This window comes from Lelliottia sp. AC1, assembly GCF_023278595.1.
Taxonomy (GTDB): domain Bacteria; phylum Pseudomonadota; class Gammaproteobacteria; order Enterobacterales; family Enterobacteriaceae; genus Enterobacter; species Enterobacter nimipressuralis.
Map to the genome: position 1 here is coordinate 3,038,998 of NZ_CP025699.1, position 24,370 is coordinate 3,063,367.

General features: G+C 54.6%; 22 protein-coding genes and 1 tRNA gene. 9 read left to right on the forward strand and 14 right to left on the reverse strand.

What is annotated here, in order from left to right:
• Positions 1-61: 61 nt before the first annotated feature.
• Positions 62-1,279 carry a beta-ketoacyl-ACP synthase I gene (gene fabB / locus C0560_RS14390; RefSeq protein ID WP_100779415.1) on the reverse strand — a complete coding sequence of 406 codons (1,218 nt, stop codon included), beginning with the start codon at positions 1,277-1,279 and terminating at the stop codon, positions 62-64.
• 158 nt (positions 1,280-1,437) lie between these two features.
• Here fabB and mnmC point away from each other — a divergent pair, with 158 nt between their 5' ends.
• Positions 1,438-3,438, forward strand: coding sequence for a bifunctional tRNA (5-methylaminomethyl-2-thiouridine)(34)-methyltransferase MnmD/FAD-dependent 5-carboxymethylaminomethyl-2-thiouridine(34) oxidoreductase MnmC (gene mnmC / locus C0560_RS14395; protein ID WP_248858828.1), 2,001 nt, complete (start codon positions 1,438-1,440; stop codon positions 3,436-3,438).
• A gap of 44 nt (positions 3,439-3,482) precedes the next feature.
• Here the strand turns inward: mnmC and C0560_RS14400 are convergent, their stop codons facing one another.
• The 6 genes from C0560_RS14400 to prmB form a co-directional block, all read right to left on the reverse strand.
• Entirely contained in the window at positions 3,483-3,761 is a 279-nt protein-coding gene (locus C0560_RS14400) for a YfcL family protein (protein WP_100779413.1), read from the reverse strand.
• A 9-nt stretch (positions 3,762-3,770) separates the two neighbouring features.
• Positions 3,771-4,319, reverse strand: a complete 549-nt coding sequence (locus C0560_RS14405; protein ID WP_248858831.1) for an elongation factor P hydroxylase — start codon at positions 4,317-4,319, stop codon at positions 3,771-3,773.
• Positions 4,316-5,128: a sulfite exporter TauE/SafE family protein gene (locus C0560_RS14410; RefSeq protein ID WP_129035536.1), complete on the reverse strand. Its 813-nt coding sequence runs from the start codon at positions 5,126-5,128 to the stop codon at positions 4,316-4,318. Before C0560_RS14410 ends, C0560_RS14405 begins: the two co-directional genes overlap by 4 nt.
• Positions 5,128-5,952, reverse strand: coding sequence for a penicillin-insensitive murein endopeptidase (gene mepA, locus C0560_RS14415; protein WP_100779410.1), 825 nt, complete (start codon positions 5,950-5,952; stop codon positions 5,128-5,130). Before mepA ends, C0560_RS14410 begins: the two co-directional genes overlap by 1 nt.
• A gap of 2 nt (positions 5,953-5,954) precedes the next feature.
• A complete protein-coding gene (aroC, locus tag C0560_RS14420; RefSeq protein WP_248858833.1) occupies positions 5,955-7,040 on the reverse strand; it encodes a chorismate synthase in 1,086 nt (361 codons plus the stop codon).
• 61 nt (positions 7,041-7,101) lie between these two features.
• A complete protein-coding gene (prmB, locus tag C0560_RS14425; protein ID WP_102104928.1) occupies positions 7,102-8,034 on the reverse strand; it encodes a 50S ribosomal protein L3 N(5)-glutamine methyltransferase in 933 nt (310 codons plus the stop codon).
• Positions 8,035-8,191: 157 nt separating this feature from the next.
• On the opposite strand from prmB, the gene smrB reads away from it, so the two are divergent.
• Complete coding sequence (smrB, locus tag C0560_RS14430; RefSeq protein ID WP_095282796.1) at positions 8,192-8,743, forward strand: endonuclease SmrB; 552 nt, start codon at positions 8,192-8,194, stop codon at positions 8,741-8,743.
• Positions 8,744-8,788: 45 nt separating this feature from the next.
• Here the strand turns inward: smrB and sixA are convergent, their stop codons facing one another.
• From sixA to C0560_RS14450, 4 genes are all read right to left on the reverse strand, one after another.
• Entirely contained in the window at positions 8,789-9,274 is a 486-nt protein-coding gene (gene sixA / locus C0560_RS14435) for a phosphohistidine phosphatase SixA (protein ID WP_100779407.1), read from the reverse strand.
• A gap of 209 nt (positions 9,275-9,483) precedes the next feature.
• On the reverse strand, positions 9,484-11,631 hold the full coding sequence (gene fadJ / locus C0560_RS14440) for a fatty acid oxidation complex subunit alpha FadJ (protein ID WP_123427164.1): 2,148 nt from the start codon (positions 11,629-11,631) through the stop codon (positions 9,484-9,486).
• Positions 11,631-12,941, reverse strand: a complete 1,311-nt coding sequence (fadI, locus tag C0560_RS14445; RefSeq protein ID WP_100779405.1) for an acetyl-CoA C-acyltransferase FadI — start codon at positions 12,939-12,941, stop codon at positions 11,631-11,633. Before fadI ends, fadJ begins: the two co-directional genes overlap by 1 nt.
• A gap of 245 nt (positions 12,942-13,186) precedes the next feature.
• Positions 13,187-13,471 carry a YfcZ/YiiS family protein gene (locus C0560_RS14450; protein ID WP_100779404.1) on the reverse strand — a complete coding sequence of 95 codons (285 nt, stop codon included), beginning with the start codon at positions 13,469-13,471 and terminating at the stop codon, positions 13,187-13,189.
• Between the two features lie 372 nt (positions 13,472-13,843).
• Between C0560_RS14450 and fadL the strand changes: the two genes are divergently transcribed.
• Complete coding sequence (fadL, locus tag C0560_RS14455) at positions 13,844-15,190, forward strand: long-chain fatty acid transporter FadL (protein ID WP_100779403.1); 1,347 nt, start codon at positions 13,844-13,846, stop codon at positions 15,188-15,190.
• A gap of 42 nt (positions 15,191-15,232) precedes the next feature.
• Here fadL and mlaA read toward each other — a convergent pair whose 3' ends face one another.
• The gene (gene mlaA, locus C0560_RS14460; RefSeq protein ID WP_100779402.1) at positions 15,233-15,985 is read right to left on the reverse strand and encodes a phospholipid-binding lipoprotein MlaA; all 753 of its coding nucleotides are present in this window, start codon (positions 15,983-15,985) and stop codon (positions 15,233-15,235) included.
• Positions 15,986-16,301: 316 nt separating this feature from the next.
• Here mlaA and C0560_RS14465 point away from each other — a divergent pair, with 316 nt between their 5' ends.
• The 4 genes from C0560_RS14465 (at position 16,302) to ypdK (ending at position 19,036) form a co-directional block, all read left to right on the forward strand.
• Entirely contained in the window at positions 16,302-17,243 is a 942-nt protein-coding gene (locus C0560_RS14465; RefSeq protein WP_100779401.1) for a formate/nitrite transporter family protein, read from the forward strand.
• Between the two features lie 75 nt (positions 17,244-17,318).
• Positions 17,319-17,390, forward strand: a tRNA-Arg gene (locus C0560_RS14470).
• A 257-nt stretch (positions 17,391-17,647) separates the two neighbouring features.
• Positions 17,648-18,607: a kdo(2)-lipid IV(A) palmitoleoyltransferase gene (lpxP, locus tag C0560_RS14475; protein WP_100779400.1), complete on the forward strand. Its 960-nt coding sequence runs from the start codon at positions 17,648-17,650 to the stop codon at positions 18,605-18,607.
• A gap of 357 nt (positions 18,608-18,964) precedes the next feature.
• Positions 18,965-19,036, forward strand: a complete 72-nt coding sequence (gene ypdK / locus C0560_RS14480; protein WP_099458937.1) for a membrane protein YpdK — start codon at positions 18,965-18,967, stop codon at positions 19,034-19,036.
• 63 nt (positions 19,037-19,099) lie between these two features.
• On the opposite strand, the gene alaC is transcribed toward ypdK, so the two are convergent.
• The gene (gene alaC, locus C0560_RS14485; RefSeq protein ID WP_100779399.1) at positions 19,100-20,335 is read right to left on the reverse strand and encodes an alanine transaminase; all 1,236 of its coding nucleotides are present in this window, start codon (positions 20,333-20,335) and stop codon (positions 19,100-19,102) included.
• Positions 20,336-20,721: 386 nt separating this feature from the next.
• On the opposite strand from alaC, the gene C0560_RS14490 reads away from it, so the two are divergent.
• A complete protein-coding gene (locus C0560_RS14490) occupies positions 20,722-22,419 on the forward strand; it encodes a sensor histidine kinase (RefSeq protein WP_231276614.1) in 1,698 nt (565 codons plus the stop codon).
• A 12-nt stretch (positions 22,420-22,431) separates the two neighbouring features.
• Complete coding sequence (locus C0560_RS14495; RefSeq protein ID WP_100779397.1) at positions 22,432-23,169, forward strand: LytTR family DNA-binding domain-containing protein; 738 nt, start codon at positions 22,432-22,434, stop codon at positions 23,167-23,169.
• A gap of 36 nt (positions 23,170-23,205) precedes the next feature.
• Here the strand turns inward: C0560_RS14495 and glk are convergent, their stop codons facing one another.
• Positions 23,206-24,171, reverse strand: a complete 966-nt coding sequence (gene glk / locus C0560_RS14500; RefSeq protein WP_100779396.1) for a glucokinase — start codon at positions 24,169-24,171, stop codon at positions 23,206-23,208.
• Positions 24,172-24,370: the final 199 nt, after the last annotated feature.

Genomic DNA, 24,370 nt, shown 5'->3' on the forward strand with positions numbered 1-24,370 from the left:
ATCAATTGTCAACGCATAAAAAAAGGAGCCATCAGGCTCCTTTTTTTCATCAACGGAAAACTTACGCTTTCAGCTTACGCATTACCAGGGTGGCGTTGGTGCCGCCGAAGCCGAAGCTGTTGGACATCACCGTCGTCAGCGCTTGCTCAGTCGGCTTGGTCACGATGTTCAGGCCAGCAGCCTGCTCGTCCAGCTCTTCAACGTTAATGCTTGGGGCGATAAAGCCATGTTCCAGCATCAGCAGAGAGTAGATAGCTTCCTGCACGCCAGCGGCGCCCAGAGAGTGACCGGTCATCGCTTTCGTCGCGGAGATCGCCGGGCTGTTATCGCCAAAGACTTCACGAATTGCACCCAGCTCTTTCACGTCGCCGACCGGAGTCGAGGTACCGTGGGAGTTCAGGTAATCGATTGGGGTATCAACGCCGTTCATCGCCAGCTTCATGCAGCGCACTGCGCCTTCGCCTGATGGAGCAACCATGTCTGCGCCATCGGAAGTCGCACCGTAGCCCACAACTTCAGCGTAGATGTGCGCGCCACGTGCCAGAGCGTGTTCCAGCTCTTCAACCACAACCATACCGCCGCCGCCTGCAATGATGAAACCGTCACGGTTCGCATCATAGGTACGGGACGCTTTTTCTGGCGTTTCGTTGTATTTGGTGGACAGTGCGCCCATCGCGTCGAATTCACACGCCATTTCCCAGCACAGCTCTTCGCCGCCGCCAGCAAATACGATGTCTTGTTTACCCAACTGGATCTGCTCAACCGCGCTGCCGATACAGTGTGCGGAGGTCGCACATGCGGAGCTGATGGAGTAGTTCACACCGTGGATTTTGAAGGGGGTCGCGAGGCACGCAGACACCGCTGACGCCATCGCTTTGGTCACAACGTAAGGACCGACCGCTTTCAGGCCGCGCGGGCTACGCATTGCGTCTGCGCCGAACACCTGAGATTTAGAAGAACCACCGGAACCTGCGATCAGGCCCACGCGTGGGTTGTTCTGATAAACGTCTTCTTTCAATCCAGCATCTTCTACAGCCTGCTGCATTGAGAGGTAAGCGTAGATAGAGGCATCATTCATGAAACGGACCACTTTGCGGTCAATCAGACCGGTGGTGTCCAGTTTGACGTTACCCCACACGTGGCTACGCATACCAGAATCTTTGAATTCTTGAGAGAAAGTGATCCCCGAGCGTCCTTCACGCAGAGATTCCAGGACTTCCTGCTGGTTGTTACCGATGCTGGAAACGATGCCCAGGCCAGTAATCACTGCACGTTTCATTCAATACCTCTGTAAGTCATACTATATTAAGTTTCGAGTCGCACAATAGCGTACACTTGTACGCTGAACAAGTCCGATCAGCCAATTTCTGTGGAAATTTGCACCATCGAACACACATCGCTAAGATCCTGCCACTGCCTGTCAGACGAGTAACTTACGTGAAACAAAACGCCATACAACCCGCCAACCTTGAGTTCAACGCTGAGGGTACACCTGTTTCCCGAGATTTCGACGATGTCTACTTCTCTAATGATAACGGACTGGAAGAAACCCGTTATGTTTTCCTCGACGGAAACCAGCTCAACGCGCGTTTCCCTGTCCATCCGCGTAGCCAGTTTGTGGTGGCGGAGAGCGGTTTTGGCACCGGATTAAACTTCCTCACCCTCTGGCAGGCGTTTGTTCAGTTCCGTGCGGCGCACCCTGACGCTACGCTACAAAGATTACATTTCATCAGTTTCGAGAAATTCCCCCTTACCGCCCACGACCTGACCCTGGCCAATCAGCACTGGCCGGAACTTCGCGTCTGGGCCGAACAGCTGCAGGCCCAGTGGCCACAGCCGATTGGCGGCTGTCATCGTTTGGTGTTAGACGGCGGTCAAGTGACACTGGATTTGTGGCTCGGGGATATCAACGCACTAACGGACAAACTCGACGATTCTCTGAATCAAAAAGTCGACGCCTGGTTTTTGGATGGCTTTGCTCCCGCGAAAAACCCGGACATGTGGAGCCCGCATCTGTTCGCGGCGATGTCGCGTCTGGCGCGTCCTGGCGCTACGCTCGCGACTTTCACCTCCGCCGGATTCGTACGCCGTGGATTGCAGGACGCCGGTTTCACTATGTACAAAACCAAAGGATTTGGCCGCAAGCGAGAGATGCTGACAGGCGTGATGGAGCAGGATATTGCCCTGCCTGAACGCACTCCCTGGTTTGCCCGCAGCGGTGCGGAAAAACGTGAAACGGCGATTATTGGCGGGGGTATTGCCAGCGCACTGCTGTCACTCGCCCTGCTCCAGCGCGGCTGGCAGGTGACGTTGTACTGCGCTGATACCGCCCCCGCCACGGGTGCCTCCGGCAATCGCCAGGGCGCGCTGTATCCTCTGCTGACCGCCCACGATCCGGCACTTAGCCAGTTTTTCCCGGCCGCCTTTACCTTTGCCCGGCGTCTTTACGACAGCCTGCCAGTCACCTTTGACCACGCCTGGTGCGGCGTCACACAGCTCGGCTGGGACGAAAAAAGCCAGCGCAAGATCGACCAGATGCTGAGTCTGGAATTACCGGCGCACATCGCAGAAGCCGTAGACGCCGAGCAGGTGCAGGCGTTAAGTGGCCTGGAGACGGGCTGCGGTGGCATTCACTATCCGCAAGGCGGCTGGCTCTGCCCGGCGCAGCTTACGGCAGCGGTCATTGCGCTGGCCCAGTCGCAAGGGCTGACCGTGCATTATGAACATCAGCTTGAATCCCTGGATCGCATCGACGGCGACTGGCAGCTGCGTTTTGCCCATGGTGCACAGGCCCGACACGCCGGAGTGGTGCTGACCAACGGCCATCGCATCAGCGATTTCCCGCAAACAGAAAATCTGCCGGTCTATCCGGTTGGCGGCCAGGTGAGCCATATTCCCACGACAGCTCAGCTCGGCAAGCTCCGTCAGGTCTTGTGCTACGACGGCTATCTGACGCCGCAAAACCCGACCAACGGTCATCACTGCATCGGAGCCAGCTATCATCGCGGCGAAGCGGACATTCGCTACAGCGAAGCGGATCAGCAGCAAAACCGCCAGCGCTTGATCGACTGCTTCCCTGAGGCTGAATGGGCGAAAGAGGTGGACGTGAGCGGCAGCGACGCGCGCTGCGGCGTGCGGTGCGCCACCCGCGATCACCTGCCGATGATTGGCAATGTGCCGGACTACGACGCGACGCTTGCGGCCTATCAGGATCTGGCAGAGTCCAAAGAGAATGCCGCGCGTTCTCCCGTCTATCCGAACCTGTTTATGCTCGGTGCGCTCGGGTCGCGGGGATTGTGTACTGCGCCGCTGGCCGCTGAAATTCTGGCGTCGCAGATGAGCGATGAGCCGATCCCGATGGACGGTGTTACGCTTGCAGGATTGAACCCAAATCGGCTGTGGGTGCGAAAATTACTGAAGGGTAAAAAGGTAGGATAAGGTTTGGAGGCCCGGTAAGCGCAGCGCTACCGGGCAAAAAGCCACTACTTCAGATTAGCCTGCTGGAACAGATTGTCCCACATCCCCAGCACCAGTGACTGGTCGCGTGGAGAAAGCTCGCCCGCCTGAATAGCTTTTTCAAGACCACGGCTCACTTCAGCGTGGACCGCTTCAGGTGAGTGATCGTCGCCCGCTTCCAGCTCGGCAACAGCAAGCGTCAGGTGACCACGCAGATAACCGCTGGCAAACAGTTCATCGTCACTGGCGTGTTCCACCATGTCATCAATTAACGCCAGGATGCGTGATTCAAATTCTGCGATCATCTTTTTTCCTCAGTTGAGATCTTCCGGCCACGGGAAGCATTCCGCCGTTATTGCCGGCGTGTGGTAATAATTCTGTAGTGCCTTGATAAAACGCGCCGGTCGCTCCGGGATGCCTTTCTCAAGATATTCCATCACCTGCGCGTGAACGCGGCGCTGGAAGGTAATACGATCCGGCTCGCAATCGCCTTCGAGATTGTCGCAGCTGACGTTGAACGGAAAACCTGCCGCCACGCAAAATAGCCAGTCGAAGGCCTGCGGTTTGACTTCCACATCTTCAAACTGCCCTTGCGTCGTGGCATCTCGCCCGTCCGGGCAGTACCAGTAACCGAAATCGACCAGTTCGCGGCGCGCTTTCCCGGCAATACACCAGTGGGAAATCTCGTGCAGACCGCTGGCATAAAACCCGTGAGCAAACACGATTCGGTTGTATGGCACATCTGCATCAGCAGGAAGATAGATCGGTTCGTCGTCGCCTTTAATCAGACGGGTATTAAAATCATCCGCAAAACAGCCGTCGAAAATCTCAATCAGCTGTTCATATTTATGCGTACTGTTCATGAGTTCATCCCCAACCAGTGGAGGATCTCCTGTCCGTGGCTGTCATAAAGTAGTTTGGCACTCATCACCGCCGACACAATCACAATCATCGGACGAATCAGTTTTTGCCCTTTGCTCAATACCAGACGCGAGCCGACGCGCGCGCCTAAAAACTGCCCGACCATCATCACAAAGCCAGTCGCCCAAATCACTTTCCCGCCAATGATAAACAGCAGCAGACCGCCCAGGTTTGAGGTGGCGTTGAGCACTTTTGCGTGGGCGGTGGATTTAGCGAGGTTAAAACCGGCCAGCGTCACAAACGCCAGGGCATAAAAAGAACCGGCACCCGGCCCGAAGAAGCCATCGTAAAAACCGACGCAGCCGCCCGCAATCAGGGCAAACGGCAGACCGTGCAGACGGCGCTGACGATCCTCTTCCCCTAATTTTGGCATCAGCAAAAAGTAGAGACCAATGCAGATCACGAGGATCGGCAAAATCTGGCGCAAAATATCCGATTGCACGTGCTGCACCAGCAGCGCGCCGCTGGTGGAGCCGATAAAGGTCATCAGAATATTGAGCTTTTGGTCGGCAAGACTGACCACTTTACGGCGAATAAAGTAGATGGAGGCAGAGAGCGAGCCGCCGCAGGCCTGTAGCTTATTGGTCGCCAGCGCCTGGGCCGGGCTCATACCCGCCGCCAGCAGCGCAGGCACTGTCAGCAGACCGCCTCCACCCGCCAGCGCATCGATAAATCCCGCCAGCATCGCAACAAAAAACAGCACCGCCAGCAGCAGCGGTGACACCATAAACAGATCGACGAAATTATCCATTAAAGTACATGCTCATCCAGTAGCGCCTGGCAGGAAGGCGGCAACGGAGGCGGTGTCTTCTTCTCAGGCTTGGTGGTTCCAGGTTTTGCTGGCTCAAACCAGCTCTGGAGTTCTGCCCCGCAGCCATCTCCCGGCGGCGGTAACGGCTGATCTTCACATTCGAGGCTGTTGGCCGGGCAGCGCAGACGCACGTGCATATGCGCGCGATGCTGGAACCACGGGCGCACTTTACGCAGCCAGTCACGATCCGTTCCGGCGTCCAGACAGAGCTGCTGCTTGATCGCCGGATTGACGAAGATACGCGTCACATCGTTATCTTTTGCCGCCAGCTTAATCATGCTGGAGACATCTGGCGACCACAGAGACGGCACCACGCTTTTGCCGTCACGGGCGACGAGATCCAGCGCCTGGGGTTTAAGCAGCTGCGCCGAACTCCAGCGGGTTTTCGGCAGTTGCAGGAAAATATCCACATCCAGACCGGACTGATGGCTGGCGTGTCCGCCATTGAAGCGACCGCCCGCTGGCATCCCCATATCGCCGATTAACATCGTCCCCAGCCCCAGGTTATGCACCTGATTGCCCAGACGCTGGATAAACAGCACCAGATCCGGATGACCAAAGTAGCGACGCTGGTCGGTACGCATCACCTGATAGGTGTCGGATTGCAGCGGCAGATCCTGCGCACCAACGATACAGCCGTTAGCAAACGCGCCGATCGACTGGGCGCTGCCCGCGATCGGGTGGGTGATTTTTTGCCACGGCGTGGCTGCCAGACTGGCTCCGCTGGCAAGCAGAGCCAACAGAGCAATAGCGGTTTTTTTCATGTTTACCAGCGTGGAATGGTGGTCGTCACGTCTGCATTCTGCGCGCGCTGGCGCAGGAAATGATCCATTAGCACAATCGCCAGCATCGCTTCAGCGATCGGCACCGCACGGATACCCACACAAGGATCGTGACGCCCTTTGGTGATCATCTCAACTTCTTCGCCGAAGCGGTTAATGGTGCGCCCCGGTACGGTAATGCTGGAGGTCGGTTTCAGTGCGATGTTGGCCACAATCTGCTGACCACTGCTGATGCCGCCCAGAATGCCGCCCGCATGATTGCTCTGGAAACCGTCTTTCGTGATTTCATCGCGGTTCTGGCTGCCGCGCAGCGCCACCACGTCAAAACCATCGCCAATTTCCACGCCTTTCACCGCATTGATGCTCATCATTGCGTGGGCGATATCTGCATCCAGGCGATCGAAGACCGGCTCACCCAGGCCCGGCGGAACGCCGTCAGCCACGACGGTCACTTTCGCGCCGATGGAGTCGCCCTCTTTTTTCAGGCCGCGCATCAGTTCGTCCAGTGCGTCAATTTTGTCGGCATCCGCGCAGAAGAACGGATTCTGTTCAACCAGATCCCAGTCTTTGATCGCCAGCGGAATGTCGCCCATCTGGGTCAGGCAGCCGCGAATCACGATGCCAAATTTTTGAGCCAGATATTTTTTAGCGATAGCGCCCGCCGCCACGCGCATGGCTGTTTCACGCGCCGATGAGCGTCCGCCGCCGCGATAGTCGCGAAAACCGTATTTTTGTTCGTAGGTGTAATCGGCATGACCGGGGCGGAAAACATCTTTAATGGCGCCGTAGTCCTGCGAGCGCTGATCGGTATTTTCAATCAGCAGACCAATGCTGGTGCCAGTAGTGCGGCCTTCAAAGACACCGGAGAGAATTTTGACCTGGTCCGGCTCGCGACGCTGCGTGGTGTAGCGCGAGGTGCCTGGACGGCGGCGATCGAGATCGTGCTGTAAATCCGCTTCGGTCAGTTCGATACCAGGGGGCACGCCGTCGACGATGCAACCCAGCGCCAGACCGTGTGATTCGCCGAAAGTCGTTACACGGAATAATTGTCCAATACTGTTTCCTGCCATCACGGCTCCGTTGTCGTTGTTCTGTGTTTGAGCAATGTGAAACGGGCCGAAGCCCGTTGGATTAATCTTTGTAAATGCTGAAGTGTTCACGCGCGGCGATGAGCTGCGCTTTGGTCAGCATGAAGACGCCTTCACCACCGTTGTCGAATTCAAGCCAGGTGAACGGCACGTCCGGATACTGCTCCATCAGATGTACCATGCTGTTACCGACTTCACAAATCAGAATACCGTCGTCAGTCAGATAATCCGGCGCGCAAGCCAGAATGCGGCGCGTCAGTTTCAGGCCGTCAGAACCTGAGGCCAGACCGAGTTCCGGCTCGTGGCGATATTCGTTCGGCAGATCGGACATGTCTTCTGCATCCACGTACGGCGGATTGGTGACAATCAAATCGTATTGCAGTTTTGGCAGGTCGCGGAACAGGTCGGAGCGGATTGGCGTCACGTGGTGAATCAAACCGTGCTCTTCGATGTTGTGTTCGGTAACGGCCAGCGCGTCGGCGGAGATATCAACTGCATCCACTTCCGCTTCCGGGAAGGCATAGGCGCAGGCAATCGCGATACAGCCGCTGCCCGTACACATATCCAGAATGTGCTGCGGTTGGTGGTCGATCAGGCCTGCAAAGTGGTTGTTGATCAGTTCGCCAATCGGCGAGCGCGGCACCAGCACACGTTCATCTACGTAAAATTCGTGACCGCAGAACCAGGCTTTATTGGTGAGATAGGCGACCGGGATACGCTCGTTGACGCGGCGAATCACGCGCTCAACGATACGGTGTTTTTCGCTGGAGGTCAGACGCGCGGTGCGCATATCTTCAGGGATATCCAGCGGCAGATACAGGGATGGCAGCACCAGCTGAACCGCCTCATCCCACGGGTTGTCCGTTCCGTGGCCGTACCAGATGTTGGCGGCGCTAAAACGACTGACGGACCAACGCAACATGTCCTGAATGGTATGCAGTTCGTTTACTGCTTCATCGACAAATATTTTATCCATTATTCTCTCCAGGGCATGCTTGCATAATTTTCGGCGGCTAGTTTGCCATGAAGACAGCGATAAATCAGCATCGGGACGGCGTGGGAGAGGTGAAAAAATGCGTTTTGCTTGCGCCTCCCTCAGGTAAACTAAGGGAAATAAGAGATGAGACGGACTAATGAAAAAGAAAATGCCGCTTAGCGAGGAGGATCAAACGCTGTTTCGCCAGCTCATGAGCGGGACGCGCAAAATCACCCAGGACACCATTGTCCACCGCCCGATCCGCAAAAAAGTGACCGAAGTGCCGGTCAAACGGCTGCTGCAGGAACAGGCGGATAACAGCCACTATTTTTCAGACGAATTTCAGCCGCTGCTGAACACGCAGGGGGCAGTGAAATATGTGCGGGAAGATGTCAGCCATTTTGAGCTGAAAAAGTTACGTCGCGGAGATTATTCGCCGGAGCTGTTTCTCGATCTGCATGGCCTGACGCAAATGCAGGCGAAACAGGAGCTGGGCGCGCTCATTGCCGCGTGTCGTCGCGAGCACGTATTCTGCACCTGTGTGATGCACGGCCATGGAAAGCATATTCTCAAACAGCAAACGCCGTTATGGCTGGCTCAGCATCCACATGTGATGGCTTTTCATCAGGCGCCAAAAGAGTACGGCGGAGATGCCGCGCTGTTGGTGTTGATTGAAGTAGAAGAGTGGCAGCCACCGGAGCTGCCCTGACAGGCAGGCGGGTGGCACAGGCTACCCGCCAGATCATTCGTCACGTCAGATAGCTTTTGCCATCTTCAGGTTGCACGGACTCATTTGCCAGTTGAATACCCCTTTGCCCGCATCGTCGAGGGTGACGTTGGCAATCGCGGAGGTGGTGAACATCGGAGGCGTTTCGCCAGGGCACAGTTCAGACACCAGGTAGCCGACCAGCGGCAGATGGGAAATCACCAGTGCGGAAGAGACACCTTCATTGCACAGCGCCTGAAGATACGCGCTGACGAGACCCACATCCCCGCAGGGTGTAAGCTCGGGAAGAACATCGACGCTCTTCGGCAGGTTCATACACTCCCCTACCACATCCAGCGTCTGTTCGGCCCGCAGGAACGGACTCACCAGCACACGATCGATATCCACTTTTTGGCCTTTGAGCCAGGTCGCCATTTGACGGGATTCGTCACAACCACAGGTCGTCAAAGGACGAACAGAGTCACTGGCAGCATCGAGTGCCGCGTCGCCGTGACGCATGATAAAAACTTGCATATTGCACCGCTTTTGTTAACCAGGATCACCGGCGTTCACTACCCGCGAAAAGATCAAAAAGGTAGAAAACCCGATGGCCGGGCATTGTGCCTGATCCATCTGATGAATGAAACGCTGTTTTTTACCTTAATGGCGTAAGTATAGTCAATATCTGTTTACAAAATAGCCAAAACAGGTTCATTCACCGTCAGATATACTCTTGTTTGACCTTAAGTTACGGGGTCAGTTTCCTCTGCTGGCCAAAAGTGCAGGTTATTTTCTGCCATGCGCATTAATTGTTCACACGGCGTAAACCGTGGACCATAAAGCGAAGCCAGACGCTGCAATATTGCCACCACTTCACCCGCGCCAAGACTATCCATATAGCGGAACGGGCCACCCAGGAAAGGTGGAAAACCGATACCAAACACGGCACCAATATCGCCGTCTCGCGCACTTTTAACGACCTGCTCGTCAAAACAACGAGCCGCTTCGTTGAGCATCATCATGACGCAGCGCTCAGCGCATTGCTGTGCTGACAACTTCCCCTGGCCGCTGGCGTGAATAAGCCCATAGACCGAGGGGTCGACCTGTTTCTTGCTTTTACGCCCTTTAACTGCGTAAAGATAGAAGCCCCGTCCATTTTTTCTGCCTTTGCGATCATCATTCAAGATCGTAGAAACAATGTTTGCAGGCGGGCTAAAACGTTCTCCATAAGCAGCTTCCAGCACAGGTATAATTTTAGTGCCTGTATCAATTCCAACCTCATCCAAAAGTTGGATTGGGCCAACTGGAAAACCAAACTTGACCAGCGCATTGTCAATGTGTTCGATTTTCTCGCCTTCCGTCAGCAGGCGCATCGCCTCATTAATGTAGGGCGCGAGAATGCGGTTAACGTAAAAACCGGCCTTGTCGGCCACCACAATCGGTGTTTTGCCCTGCCGTTTGGCGAGCTTCACCACCGTGGCCACCGTTTGAGCGTTCGTCGAAGCGTGAGGTATGACCTCCACCAGCGGCATTTTTTCTACCGGGCTAAAGAAGTGCAAACCGATTACCTGCTCCGGTCGCGCGGCACGTGCGGCGATATCGCCAATCGGCAGCGACGACGTATTCGAGGCAAAAATGGTGTGCGGCGCGCAGTGCTGTTCCACGTCGGCGACCATCTGCTGTTTCAGCGCCAGGTCTTCAAATACGGCTTCAATTACCAGGTCACGATGGTGAAAACCGCTGTAGTCGGTGGTGCCTGAAATCAGCGCCAGCTCTCTGTCGCGTTCACTGGCTTTGATATGGCGGCGTTTAACCTTCTGATCAAGGAGCTGCCAGCTGTATTGCAGCGCGTGATTAATGCCCTTTGCGTTGATGTCTTTGATTCGTACCGGCAATTTACCTTTGCTGGCCGTGACGAACGCAATGCCACCGCCCATCAATCCCCCGCCCAAAACGCCTACAGAGGCCAGCGGCGCCGGTGACGCCTCGCTGCCGGGATCTTTTTTTACGTCGGTACTGGCAAAAAAGATGCTGCGCAGTGCCTGCGACTGGGGCGTCATCGCCAGTTCGCCAAAGGCTTTGGCCTCAGCCGCATAACCGCTGCTGCTCCCTTGTGCCAGGCCGGTTTCAATCACCTCGAGAATGCGTTTGGTCGCCGGGTAGTTGCCTTTGGTTTTCTGTTCCGTTTTCTTACCGACCACATTAAACAGCAGCGCGCGCCCGAGCGGGCCGGCGAGAATACGCTCGCGAACCGGCAGATGACGGCTCGTCTGCCGCCCTTTTAATGCCAGCTCAACGGCCGCGTCCAGCAGAATGGAATGGGGAACCACTTCGTCCACCAGCCCGGCTTTCAGCGCCTGACGTGGCCGAAGCTGTTTACCGGTGAGTATCATTTCCAGCGCGGTACTCACGCCAATCAGACGCGGTAAACGCTGGGTGCCACCGGACCCCGGCAGCAGACCAAGCTGCACTTCCGGCAGACCGAGTACGGTTTTCGCATCATCTGTACAAATACGGCTGTGACACGCCAGCGCCAGCTCCAGGCCGCCGCCCAGGCAGGCGCCGTGGATCGCCGCGATCACCGGGATCGGTAATGCGTGGATCTCGGCCATGATCTGCTGCCCCTGTCGGGCCAGCTCTTCCGCTTCCTGCGCGCTGCTGGCGCGGGCGATCATGTTGATATCTGCACCGGCGATGAAGTTATCGGGTTTGGCTGAGATAAAAATCAGCCCGCGAATGTCTTTGTTTTCGCGGATTTGCCTTAGGATCGCGCGCACCTGAACGCCGAATTCGGCCTTCAGGGTATTCATCTTTTCGCCCGGCACATCGATGGTGACGACGGCAATATTGTCCAGCCGGACCTTCAGGTCAAAAGCGGAAGTGGTTTCCATTATTCAGCCTCCAGAACCATCGCCGCGCCCAGACCACCCGCCGCACAGGCGGTGACCAGACCAAAACCTCCGCCGCGACGGCGAAGCTCATGCAGCGTTTGCGTAATCATGCGTGCGCCGGTGGCAGCAAACGGATGGCCGTATGCGATAGATCCGCCCAGCACGTTAAATTTGCTCTCGTCCACTTCGCCCGTGGCATGCGCGCGGCCCAGCACATCGCGGGCAAAGCGTTCGCTGGCCAGCAGCTGCAGATTGGCAAGCGTCTGCGCGGCAAAAGCCTCATGCATATCGATAAGAGTTAAATCAGACAGCGTTAATCCGGCGCGCTCAAGCGCCAGCGGCGTGGACCAGGCCGGCCCCAGTAGCATATCCTGCCAGACATCGATAGCGGTAAAGGCGTAGCTACGCAGGTAGCCCAGCGGCACCAGCCCCAGCTCTTTTGCCCGCGACTCGGTCATCAGGATCACTGCCGCCGCACCATCGGTTAAAGGCGTGCTGTTCGCCGCCGTAACGGTGCCGTGCTTGCGGTCAAACGCCGGACGTAATTTTGCATAATCAGCCAGCGTCGAACTGCCACGAATATTGTTATCTTCACTGAGCGGTTCGCGATACGGCGGGATATAGGCCGTCATCACTTCATCCGCCAGTTTTCCCTCGGACCACGCCAGTGCGGCACGCTGATGCGAGCGATGCGCCAGGGCATCTTGCTGTTCGCGGGTAATGCCGTAGGTTTTCGCCATTTGCTCTGCGGTATCGCCCATTCGCAGGCCGGTAGAATATTCCGCGACCGCTGGCGGCACCGGCGCCAGATCGCGCAGACGCAGGCGGGAGAAAAGTTTGAGACGCTGCCCCATAGTGCGGGCTTTGTTGACGTCCACCAGCACACGGGCCAGCTTTTTACTGACGCCAATCGGCAGAACGGAAGAGGAGTCGGCCCCGCCTGCAATACCGGCGCGAATGGTGCCGGTCATCAGGCTTTCCGCTACGTTAGCGACGGCCTGGAAGCTGGTCGCACAGGCGCGACTGACGCTGTAGGCATCGGTATGGACGTTCATTCCCGTCCCAAGCACGATTTCGCGGGCGATATTGGGTGCTTCCGGCATCTGGACGACCTGGCCAAAAACCAGTTGTTCGATGACCTCTGGGGGTATTTCGCTGCGAGCCAGCATCTCCCCCACTACCATTTTCCCCAGATCGACAGCCGGTATTCCGTGAAATGCCGTCGCCTGACGTGCAAACGGAGTACGTAATCCGCTGACAATGGCAATGCGGTCACCCTGGCGGGTGACGAGCGGTAGTGCCTGACTCATAAAAGTCCCCTGTAAATGACATAAGCGCAAAGTGGTCTGACCTGATAACAGTTTTAACCATTTTTTTACATAGAGCCAATCGGGGAAGCGAAAAAGTGCGAGCTAAGACACAGAGAAGAAAAGAAAATGCCCCTGGGTCACAGGGGCATTTGAGGTATTTTTTGCGGGTCGCGTCTTTGCCTTACCCGGACTACGAAACTGTAGGTCGGGTAAGTAAAAAATCACCCGGCAACTTTACGGAGAAATTAACGTAGACCGAGCTGGAAAATCAGGGTTTCAGCTTCACACGCAAAGATGAAATCGATATCAAGCTTCACGCCACCGTCCACTTCCGTGAAGGTGGATTTGATTTCACAGGGATCGGATTCCACGTCGCGCGCGCGTTTGGTGAGCGCGGCTAAGGTTTCTTCTGCATCCGAACGTTTGCTAAATACGCGGCTGTAAGACGCGGTGCAATCGGTGTTATCCATAATGGTACCGACATCCATACAGCAGCAAACCGGGGTTTCATCAGCACTGCATTTACTCATAGCTCAAGTTCCTCTGCATTCGCGCACAGCGCGAGATAAACACGTTGCTGATATTTTACGCCCTGGCCGTGGGTCTCTCCAGCCGTTAATGGCGCAAACGGGGATAAGTGACCGTTATCACACTAAAAAATGATCTAACGCAAAAATCACCCTTTCTGCTGAGTGCCGGTGGTCGCATTTTTGCCACAGAGATCTCGTTTCAAAAAACATCTTTGAAAAACTTCAGAAACATACTTGCAACATCCCATCTGGTCCGACCTATACTCTCGCCACTGGTCTGATTTCTAAGTGTTACCGCAGACCCTACACTTCGCGCTCCTGTTACTCTATGTAACATATATTGCATAAAAATAACTCAATGAGGTTATGGTCATGAGCCAGAAAACCCTGTTCAAAAAGACTGCGCTGGCAGTCGCAGTGGCAATCGTATCAACCTCCGCCTGGTCAGCGGGCTTCCAGCTTAACGAATTTTCTTCCTCTGGCCTTGGCCGTGCATATTCTGGGGAAGGTGCGATTGCCGATGACGCAGGCAACGTGAGCCGTAACCCGGCGCTGATCACTATGTTTGATCGCCCGACCTTCTCAATGGGTGCCGTTTATATCGATCCTGATGTGAACGTTACCGGGAAATCCAATTTAACCGGACAGAGTGCTAACCAGGACAACATCGCGCCCGTGGCGTGGGTACCTAACATGCACTTTGTTATGCCAATCAACGATCAATTTGGCTGGGGCGCATCCGTCACATCCAACTATGGTCTGGCAACAGAGTTTAACGACAGCTACGCGGCCGGCATTTATGGCGGTAAGACTGACCTGCAGACCATCAACCTCAACCTGAGCGGCGCGTATCGTCTGGACAGCAACTGGAGCTTCGGTGTGGGCTTTGATGCGGTTTACGCGAAAGCCAAAATCGAGCGCTATGCGGGTTCACTCGGTCCACTGCTGGCAGGCCAACTGCAGGGGATGGTGCCTCCATCCATGCTGGACGGTATTAACTCCCCGGACGACCAGATTGCCTACCTTAAGGGTGACGAGTGGGGCTTCGGCTGGAACGCCGGTATCCTTTATGAACTGGATAAAAACAACCGTTGGGGTCTGACCTACCGCTCTGAAGTGAAAATCGACTTTGACGGCGACTATAAAAGCTCCATTGACCCGAACCTGAGCAACATCTTCGCCAGCATGGGCCTGACCGGTCTGCCAGCGGGCACCGGCGGCAGAACCCAGAGCGGCGCGCTGACGCTGAACCTGCCAGAAATGTGGGAAGTGTCTGGTTATAACCGCGTGGCACCGCAGTGGGCTGTCCACTACAGCCTGACCTACACCAGCTGGAGTCAGTTCCAGGAGCTGAAAGCCACCGGCAACGACGGTCAGACGCTGTTCTATAAAGATGAAAGCTTCAAAGATGCATATCGTATCGCGCTGGGTACGACCTACTACTACGATAAGAACTGGACCTTCCGTACCGGTATCGCGTTCGATGACAGCCCGGTTCCGGCGGACAAACGCTCCATTTCTATCCCGGATCAGGACCGTCTGTGGCTGAGCGCCGGTATGACTTATGCGTTTAACGACGATGCGTCTATCGATGTGGGTGCTTCTTATATGCACGGTCAGAACGTCAGCTTCACCGAGGGTGAAGGCCCTGCTGCGTACACCTTTAAATCTGAAGGTAAAGCCTGGCTGTTCGGTACCAACTTCAACTACGCGTTCTAATCGCGTCGGCATTAAAAAAGGTGAGCATTTGCTCACCTTTTTTTATTCTTTATCTATCTCTGAAAGTTCATTCTCGATAGCTTTGGCGTTTGGATTGTCTTCCGGTTTCAGCTTACCGCCGTTGGCAATAAAGTCGTGATTCTGGAAGTAGGCTTCACGCACCATAATGTACGGATCGGAAGACTGTCGCAGCAGGCCGTCGGAATCCAGCAACTGAGCGCGCGTCTCAATCCCTTCCACGGTCCATTTACCAATGGACAGCGGCCAGGTCAGCCAAGAGAGCACCGGATAGAGGGTATCGACCATATCGCCACCGTCGTCACGAACGGTAAAGCTGCCGTAGAATGGCAGATGCATATACGGACCATAGCCCACGCCATAACTGCCCAGCGTGCTACCAAAACGGTGCGGCTGTTCACGCTGCAGCTTCGGATTGGCCATTCCCGCCACATCAATAAAGCCCCCCATCCCCAACAAGCTGTTCAGGAAGAAACGAGTGAAGTGCACCATCCCCTGATACGGGTCGCCCTGCAGGAAGAAGTTCACCATCACAGCGGGTTCTTCCAGGTTACTGGTGAAATTGCTCAAACCATTACGAGCAGGTTGCGGAACGTAATCACGCCATGCCACAGCAACCGGGCGGACCAGATACGGGTCCAGCACGTTGTAGTTAAAGCTATACATGGATCGGTTGAATCCTTCTAAAGGATCGGAGCGCCCCGTTTGCTCTCCAGAGCTGGCACAGCCCACGAGCAACGTCGTGCCCAGCGCAAGCGCCGACAGCCGAAATTTCATATATTTCTCCCTGTTAGTATGGCTATCGTTGACTGCCATCCGCGACAGAGCGCCTGGCGCTCTATGAATAGTCGTGCAAGTGATTGTAACAGCACGTTTCGGGATGTCCACGCACACAGTGACAGGCAACCATCTGCCATCACTCTGATCTCAGCATAGCCTGCTTTATCATTTCTTTTCGTCGGCAATTTTATCCTGTGTCTGAAGGTGATGTATCGCCTTTATTGCCATTGCCGGAAAAATAAGAGCTTCCCCACGGGCATTATCCGGAAAACCGCTACGATTATGGTAATGACAACGAAGCGAGACGCCCCAGATGGATGAACTAAACGCAGAAAAAATTGATAAACATACTGATGAGCTGGAAGTGGAAAGTGAAGAAAAACAGCGGGGTGGCAAAATCGAAGTCGATGAAGACCATCTCCCCTCACGGGCGATGGCTATCCACGAGCATATCCGTCAGGACGGTGAAAAAGAGCTTGAGCGCGATGCGATGGCACTGTTCTGGTCAGCCATCGCCGCCGGATTATCGATGGGGGCCTCCCTGCTCGCAAAAGGAATCTTTCACGTTCAGCTGGAGGGAGTTCCGGGTGGATTCCTGCTTGAAAACCTTGGTTACACCTTTGGTTTTGTCATCGTCATTATGGCGCGTCAGCAGCTGTTCACGGAAAACACCGTGACGGCGGTGTTGCCGGTGATGCAAAAACCGACGTGGGGAAATTTTGGCCTTCTGATGCGCCTGTGGGGCGTGGTCCTGCTGGGGAATATTATCGGAACAGGCGTGGCAGCCTGGGCGTTCGAATATATGCCGATATTTGATGAACCCACCCGGGACGCATTCATTAAAATCGGTATGGACGTGATGAAAAATACTCCGGCTGAGATGTTCGCCAACGCCATTATCTCAGGCTGGATCATTGCCACTATGGTCTGGATGTTCCCCTCTGCGGGTGCGGCCAAAATCGTGGTAATCATCTTGATGACCTGGCTTATCGCGCTGGGCGATACCACCCACATCGTCGTTGGGACGGTGGAGGTGCTGTATCTGGTGTTTAACGGCACCCAGCACTGGAGTGATTTCTTCTGGCCGTTCGCGCTGCCGACACTGGCAGGAAATATCTGCGGGGGGACCTTTATTTTCGCCCTGTTGAGCCATGCGCAAATCCGCAACGACATGTCCAACAAGCGTAAGGCCGAGCTGAAGGAAAAGGAAAAAGCCCGACAAAACAAGGACGAGAATCCAAAAAAAATCGACTAAATGGCGACACTTTAAGCAGTCAGGCGGTATCGCGCTTAACGCCCTGTGTAAATGAGGCTATACTCGTGCCGCTTCGTCCCCTTAGTTAAATGGATATAACGAGCCCCTCCTAAGGGCTAGTTGCAGGTTCGATTCCTGCAGGGGACACTTTCCTGCCCAGATCAATGCACGCTCCACCCATGAAATATCCACCGCCACGGCTTTTCCCCCATGAGATACACTTAACTGAAACGATTCCTGATTCGGCCTTTTTCCAGTAAAAACAAGTCATAGAAAAGCGCGTATAAGGGTGCTAATCTACGCAGCCCGCCTTGTACCGGAAGTGGTCTGGCAGCGCCGTAAAGTTGGGTAAGGTCTGCAACGATAACCCAAAACTACGGTCTAAATCAGCACGTTGTAACGCAATGTTTGCGCTACCTTCTCTGGCTTCACATAGGTTCACTACTTTGTCTCAATGCAAATTCGAAAGTGCATTTTTACACCCACGTTACTGGCTCACATGGTTTGGCCTTGGCCTGCTTTGGGTGCTCGTTCAATTGCCCTACCCCGCTATACAAATTCTTGGCTCAAGTTTAGGCAGCGCTTCCCGTGTTTTTCTGAAGCGTCGGGAGTCTATTGCCCGCAGAAACCTTGAACTTTGTTTTCCTGATTACAGTGTCGAACAGCGCGAGAAGCTGATCGCCGAAAACTTCAAATCCATCGGAATGGCGCTGCTGGAAACCGGTATGGCCTGGTTCTGGCCGGACGAGCGCGTGCGTAAATGGTTCGACGTTGAAGGGCTGGAAAACCTGAAACAGGTTCAGGCACAAAATCGTGGCGTCATGGTGATCGGCGTGCATTTTATGTCGCTGGAACTGGGTGGCCGCGTGATGGGTCTTTGCCAGCCCATGATGGCGACCTATCGCCCGCATAACAATCTGCTGATGGAATGGGTACAGACGCGTGGCCGTATGCGCTCGAACAAAGCGATGATAAGCCGCAACAACCTGCGTGGGCTGGTGAATGCCCTGAAGAAAGGAGAAGCGGTATGGTTCGCGCCCGATCAGGATTATGGGCGTAAAGGCAGCAGTTTCGCCCCGTTCTTCGCGGTGAAAGATGTCGCCACCACGAACGGGACATTCGTTATCTCGCGTCTTTCTGGTGCGCCGATGCTGACGGTGACCATGGTCAGAAAAGCCGATAAGTCTGGCTATCGTCTGTTTATCTCTCCTGAGCTGCATAATTACCCACAGGATGAGCGCGAAGCCGCGACGTACATTAATAAAGTGATCGAAAGCGAAATCATGCGCGCGCCGGAGCAGTATCTGTGGGTGCATCGCCGCTTTAAGACCCGCCCTGTCGGCGAAACCTCGCTCTATATCTAGTCTCTTTATCAGGTTAGTTTCCCTAAGAAACTAACCTTTTCAGTCACCTGTAATCACCCGCCGTTACTTTCCATTCTCACCTTCGCTCAACCTGTTTTATTACGCTGCGAAATTATACTGTCGCCGTTCCACGACACTCGTAAGTTACGGAAATGATACAAAAAAATGCCTCTTGTCACCCCCCATATTTAGGCGTACATTAGCGCCGTCTGGCAATAGGAACGCACAGAATTCTGGGCTGGTGTCATCGACGTAGCGGGATAATTCTTATTTCCGGCCTGGTCTGATTTCAGCTCTCTATACTCAGTTGGACTCTGTTTTTTTATGGCGTATCTATTGATGCGCGGAGCGATGAACGTGAAATATTTCTTTATGGGCATTTCGGTGATTGTTTTAGTGTGGGCCGGAACCTTTGCCCTGATGATCTGAGCGAAGAAAATACAGTTAAAAAAACAGGAGCCATTGGCTCCTGTTTTTTTATGCAAAATTCGACTAGTCAGATTCAGTCGAACTCTTCTTTTCCACCGGCAATAACCCGTCGGCGCGGAACATGCTTTTAATGCCTCTCACCGCCTGACGAATGCGGTCGCTGTTTTCGATAAGTGCGAAGCGAACGTGGGTATCGCCATAGTCACCGAAACCAATGCCCGGCGAGACGCAGACTTTGGCATCCTGCAGCATCTTTTTGGCAAACTCCAGCGACCCCATTGCTGCATAGTGCTCGGGGATTTTGGCCCATACGTACATAGAGGCTTTCGGCACCTCGACCATCCAGCCCGCTTCGTGCAGGCCTTTCACCAGCACATCGCGGCGGCGTTTGTACTGCGCGGCGATGTCATGCACGCACTGCTGATCGCCTTCCAGGGCAGCAATCGCCGCAACCTGCAACGGCGTAAAGGTGCCGTAGTCATGATAGCTTTTGATACGTGCCAGCGCGTTGACCAGCGTTTTATTGCCAACCATAAAGCCGATACGCCAGCCTGCCATGTTGTAGCTTTTTGACAGGGTGAAGAACTCCACTGCCACGTCGCGCGCACCCGGCACCTGCATTATGGATGGCGCTTTCCAGCCGTCAAAGACGATATCGGCGTATGCCAGATCGTGCACCACCAGCACATCATAGCGCTTCGCCAGCGCGACCACTTTCTCGAAGAACTCCAGCTCGACGCACTGCGCCGTTGGGTTCGACGGGAATCCGAGGATCATCATTTTCGGTTTCGGGTAGCTCTCACGAATCGCGCGTTCCAGTTCGTTGAAAAAGTCGACGCCCTCCACCAGCGGCACGGAGCGAACCTGTGCCCCTGCGATCACTGCACCATAAATATGGATTGGATAGCTCGGGTTGGGCACCAGCACCGTATCACCGTGATCGAGCGTCGCCAGCATCAGGTGCGCCAGCCCCTCTTTCGAACCAATGGTAACGATGGCTTCGCTTTCTGGATCGATATCCACATGATAGCGATCCTGATACCAGCGGGAGATTGCCCGACGCAAACGCGGAATCCCGCGAGAGGTGGAATAGCCGTGTGTATCCGGGCGCTGCGCCACGGTGCACAGTTTTTCAACGATGTGCGGCGGCGTTGGCCCGTCAGGGTTACCCATGCTGAAATCGATAATGTCTTCGCCGCGCCGACGCGCAGCCATTTTCAGTTCAGCAGTGATATTAAAAACATAAGGGGGGAGACGATCGATACGCGTAAAACGGCGTTCAGGACTGAATTCAGCCATAGATTCCTCAGATTCACGTTAGCGCCCGGACCGTCCGAGCGACGCTGCCACGAATGTGGCGTGCTTAGAAAATAGCCTGATTCAAATCCGGCTGTCGAGAGGGGAGTGAAAAAATAATGCGTCCCTTAAAACAGGAAGGGTTTTTCGGCTAAAAGCGGAAGTCGATTCAACAAAACCGTGTTGGCGATACCATTTTTTAACTCAATGATATCAATGGAGTTACAAACAGCCTGCCGCTGATGGCTAACCCGCGACGTATCCAGGCAAAAAAGTGCAATCCCCTTTGAAATGGAGGGCTTTTCCCCATTTGAGAAATCAGAGGGATGTCTGGTCATTGTGCGCAAGGTTTCCTATCATAGATTTTTCCCGTTTTCCCAGGTTCACTTGTGCACGAAATATTCAATATGCTGCTGGCGGTCTTCGATCGCGCGGCATTAATGCTGATTTGTCTCTTCTTCCTGATCCGCATCCGGCTCTTTCGCGAGCTTCTGCACAAATCCGCTCACTCACCGAAAGAGCTGCTGGCCGTCACGGCGATCTTCTCTATGTTTGCCCTGTTCAGCACCTGGTCCGGCGTGCGGGTGGAAGGTTCGCTGGTCAACGTGCGCATTATCGCCGTCATGTCGGGCGGCATTCTGTTTGGCCCGTGGGTAGGAATTATCACCGGCATTATTGCCGGTACGCACCGCTATCTGATTGATATCGGCGGCGTCACGGCAATCCCCTGCTTTATCACCAGCATTATCGCAGGCGCGTTGTCCGGCTGGATCAACCGTAAGATCCCGAAAAAACAGCACTGGCGAGCGGGGATCGCCGCCGGGATGCTGTGCGAAACCCTCACCATGATCCTCGTGGTGGCCTGGGCGCCCACGGTTGAGCTGGGGCTGGATATCGTCTCCAAAATCGGCATTCCGATGATTCTCGGCAGCGTCTGTATTGGCTTTATCGTACTGCTGGTGCAGAGCGTCGAGGGGGAAAAAGAGGCCAGCGCCGCACGCCAGGCAAAGCTGGCGCTCGATATTGCCAATAAAACGCTGCCGCTGTTCCGCCATGTCAACGCGGAGTCGCTGCGACAGGTCTGCGATATTATTCGCCGCGATATCCACGCGGATGCGGTCGCCATCACCAATATCGACCACGTTCTGGCCTATGTCGGCGTGGGAGAAGATAACTACCGCGATAATGACGATACCATCAGCCCGACCACGCGTCAGGCGCTCAATAACGGTAAAATCATCATTAAAAACAATGATGAGGCACACCGGACGCCTGAAATTCACTCCATGCTGGTTATTCCACTGTGGGAGAAAGGCGTGGTGACCGGCACGCTGAAAATTTATTACTGCCACGCGCACCAGATCACCTCTTCCTTACAGGAGATGGCGATTGGCCTGTCGCAGATTATCTCCACTCAATTGGAAGTGTCGCGCGCTGAGCAGCTGCGGGAAATGGCAAATAAGGCAGAGCTGCGCGCGCTGCAAAGTAAGATCAATCCCCATTTTCTGTTTAACGCCCTGAACGCCATCTCTTCGTCGATTCGCATGAATCCGGACACCGCCCGTCAGCTGATTTTTAATTTGTCGCGCTATCTGCGCTACAACATCGAGCTGAAAGACGATGAGCAGATCGACATCAAAAAAGAGCTGTACCAGATTAAAGATTACATCGCGATTGAGCAGGCGCGCTTTGGCGATAAGCTCACGGTTATTTACGATATCGATGAAGAGGTGCACTGCGTGATCCCAAGCCTGCTGATCCAGCCGCTGGTGGAGAACGCGATAGTTCACGGCATCCAGCCGTGTAAAGGCAAAGGCGTGGTGACCATTAGCGTGGAAGAGTGCGGGAATCGCGTGCGGGTGGCGGTGCGCGATACCGGCCACGGCATCGATCCCAACGTGATTGCGCGCGTGGAATCGAACGAAATGCCAGGCAATAAAATTGGTCTGCTGAATGTGCATCACCGCGTAAAATTACTTTACGGCGAAGGGCTGCATATCCGTCGCCTGGAGCCTGGCACGGAAATCGCTTTTTACGTCCCTAATGAACGGCTTCCCGTTCATACCCAGACGCTGTTGTTGCCTTAAACGGAGTGACCGATGAAAGTCATCATTGTGGAAGATGAGATCCTCGCCCAACAGGAATTAAGCTGGCTGATCAAAGAACACAGCCAGATGGAGATCGTGGGCACCTTTGAGGATGGGCTGGACGTGCTGAAGTTTTTGCAGCATAACCGCGTCGATGCCATTTTTCTGGATATCAATATTCCGTCGCTGGACGGCGTACTGCTGGCGCAAAATATCAATCAGTTCGCCCATAAGCCGTTTATTGTGTTTGTCACCGCGTGGAAAGAGCATGCCGTTGAGGCCTTTGAGCTGGAAGCGTTCGACTACATTCTGAAACCCTATCAGGAGTCGCGCATTGTCAGCATGCTGCAAAAACTGGAGCTGGCCTGGCAGCAGCAGAACAGCCCGGCAGTCAGCCCTGCGCCCGCCGCCACGCGCGAAAATGACACCCTGAATCTCATCAAGGATGAGCGGATTATCGTCACGCCGATGGATGATATTTATTATGCGGAAGCGCATGAAAAGATGACGTTCGTTTATACCCGCCGGGATTCATTTGTCATGCCGATGAATATCACCGAGTTTTGCGCCAAACTCCCCGCCTCGCACTTTTTCCGCTGTCACCGTTCGTTCTGCGTCAATCTCAATAAGATCCGCGAAATCGAACCCTGGTTTAACAATACCTATATTTTACGGCTGAAGGATCTGGATTTTCAGGTGCCGGTGAGTCGCAGCAAGGTGAAAGAGTTCAGGCAATTAATGCATTTTTAACGCCCTCTCCAGAAAGAAGAGGGCGGCGAGAGGTAATCAGAGATACTGCCCCAGCGTTTGACGCAGATGCGCGCCGGAACCCAGCAGGCCTGGGTTGTCATGCACGATCAGGAAAACGGGGATATCCTGCACGTAAGACTTGAAACGCCCTTTGTCTTCAAAACCGCCGCGGAAACCAGACGCTTTAAAGAACTCGAGGAAGCGCGGCACTATTCCACCGGCGATATAGACGCCGCCGAAGGTGCCGAGATTCAGCGCCAGGTTGCCGCCAAAGCGCCCCATGATCACGCAGAACAGCGACAGCGCACGACGACAGTCGGTGCAGCTATCGGCCAGCGCGCGCTCGGTGACATCTTTCGGCTGCAGGTTTTCAGGCAGACGCCCATCGGATTTCACAATCGCACGATAAAGATAAACCAACCCAGGACCGGAAAGCACACGTTCGGCGGAAACGTGCCCCAGCTCGGCGCGCAGCTCCTGCAAAATAATGCCCTCTTCTTCGCTGTTTGGCGCAAAGTCAACGTGACCGCCCTCGCCCGGCAGGCTCACCCAGCGTTTATCGACGTGAACCAGGTGCGAAACGCCCAGCCCGGTACCCGCACCGTAAACGGCAATCGGCTTACCTTCGACCGGCTCGGCCCCGCCGAACTGAATCAGATGTTCAGGCTTGAGCATCGGGATCGCCATAGAAACGGCCGTAAAATCGTTAATAATTTCCAGATGGGCGAAACCGAGATTCTTTTTCATCTCGGCAATGGAAAAGGCCCAGGTGTGGTTGGTCATCGCCACCCAGTCACCGGTAATCGGGCAGGCAATGGCGATACAGCCATCCTCGACGCTGACCTGACGCTCATCCAGATAGACGCGAACTACCGCTTCGAGGCTTGGATAATCCAGCCCTGAATAGGCCTTTGCCTGAGAGATTTCACCGGTATTAATATCGCATAGCGCCAGCCGGGCATTGGTGCCGCCCACATCGCCTACTAAAGCATATTTTGTCATTCTTCTACTGCTCCGCTAAAGTCAGAATAAATCTTTGGAACACTGTAAGTTCAAGGCGTGATAACAACAACGGCCTGAAGGCGAGTGGCCCAGGATTATCGATCTTCGTCACAGAATAACTTTACCGTTTCAGCACCTTTTGCACTATTGCCGTCAACCTGATTGTGCAAAGTCATGCTAATTATTTTTGTACAAGGAA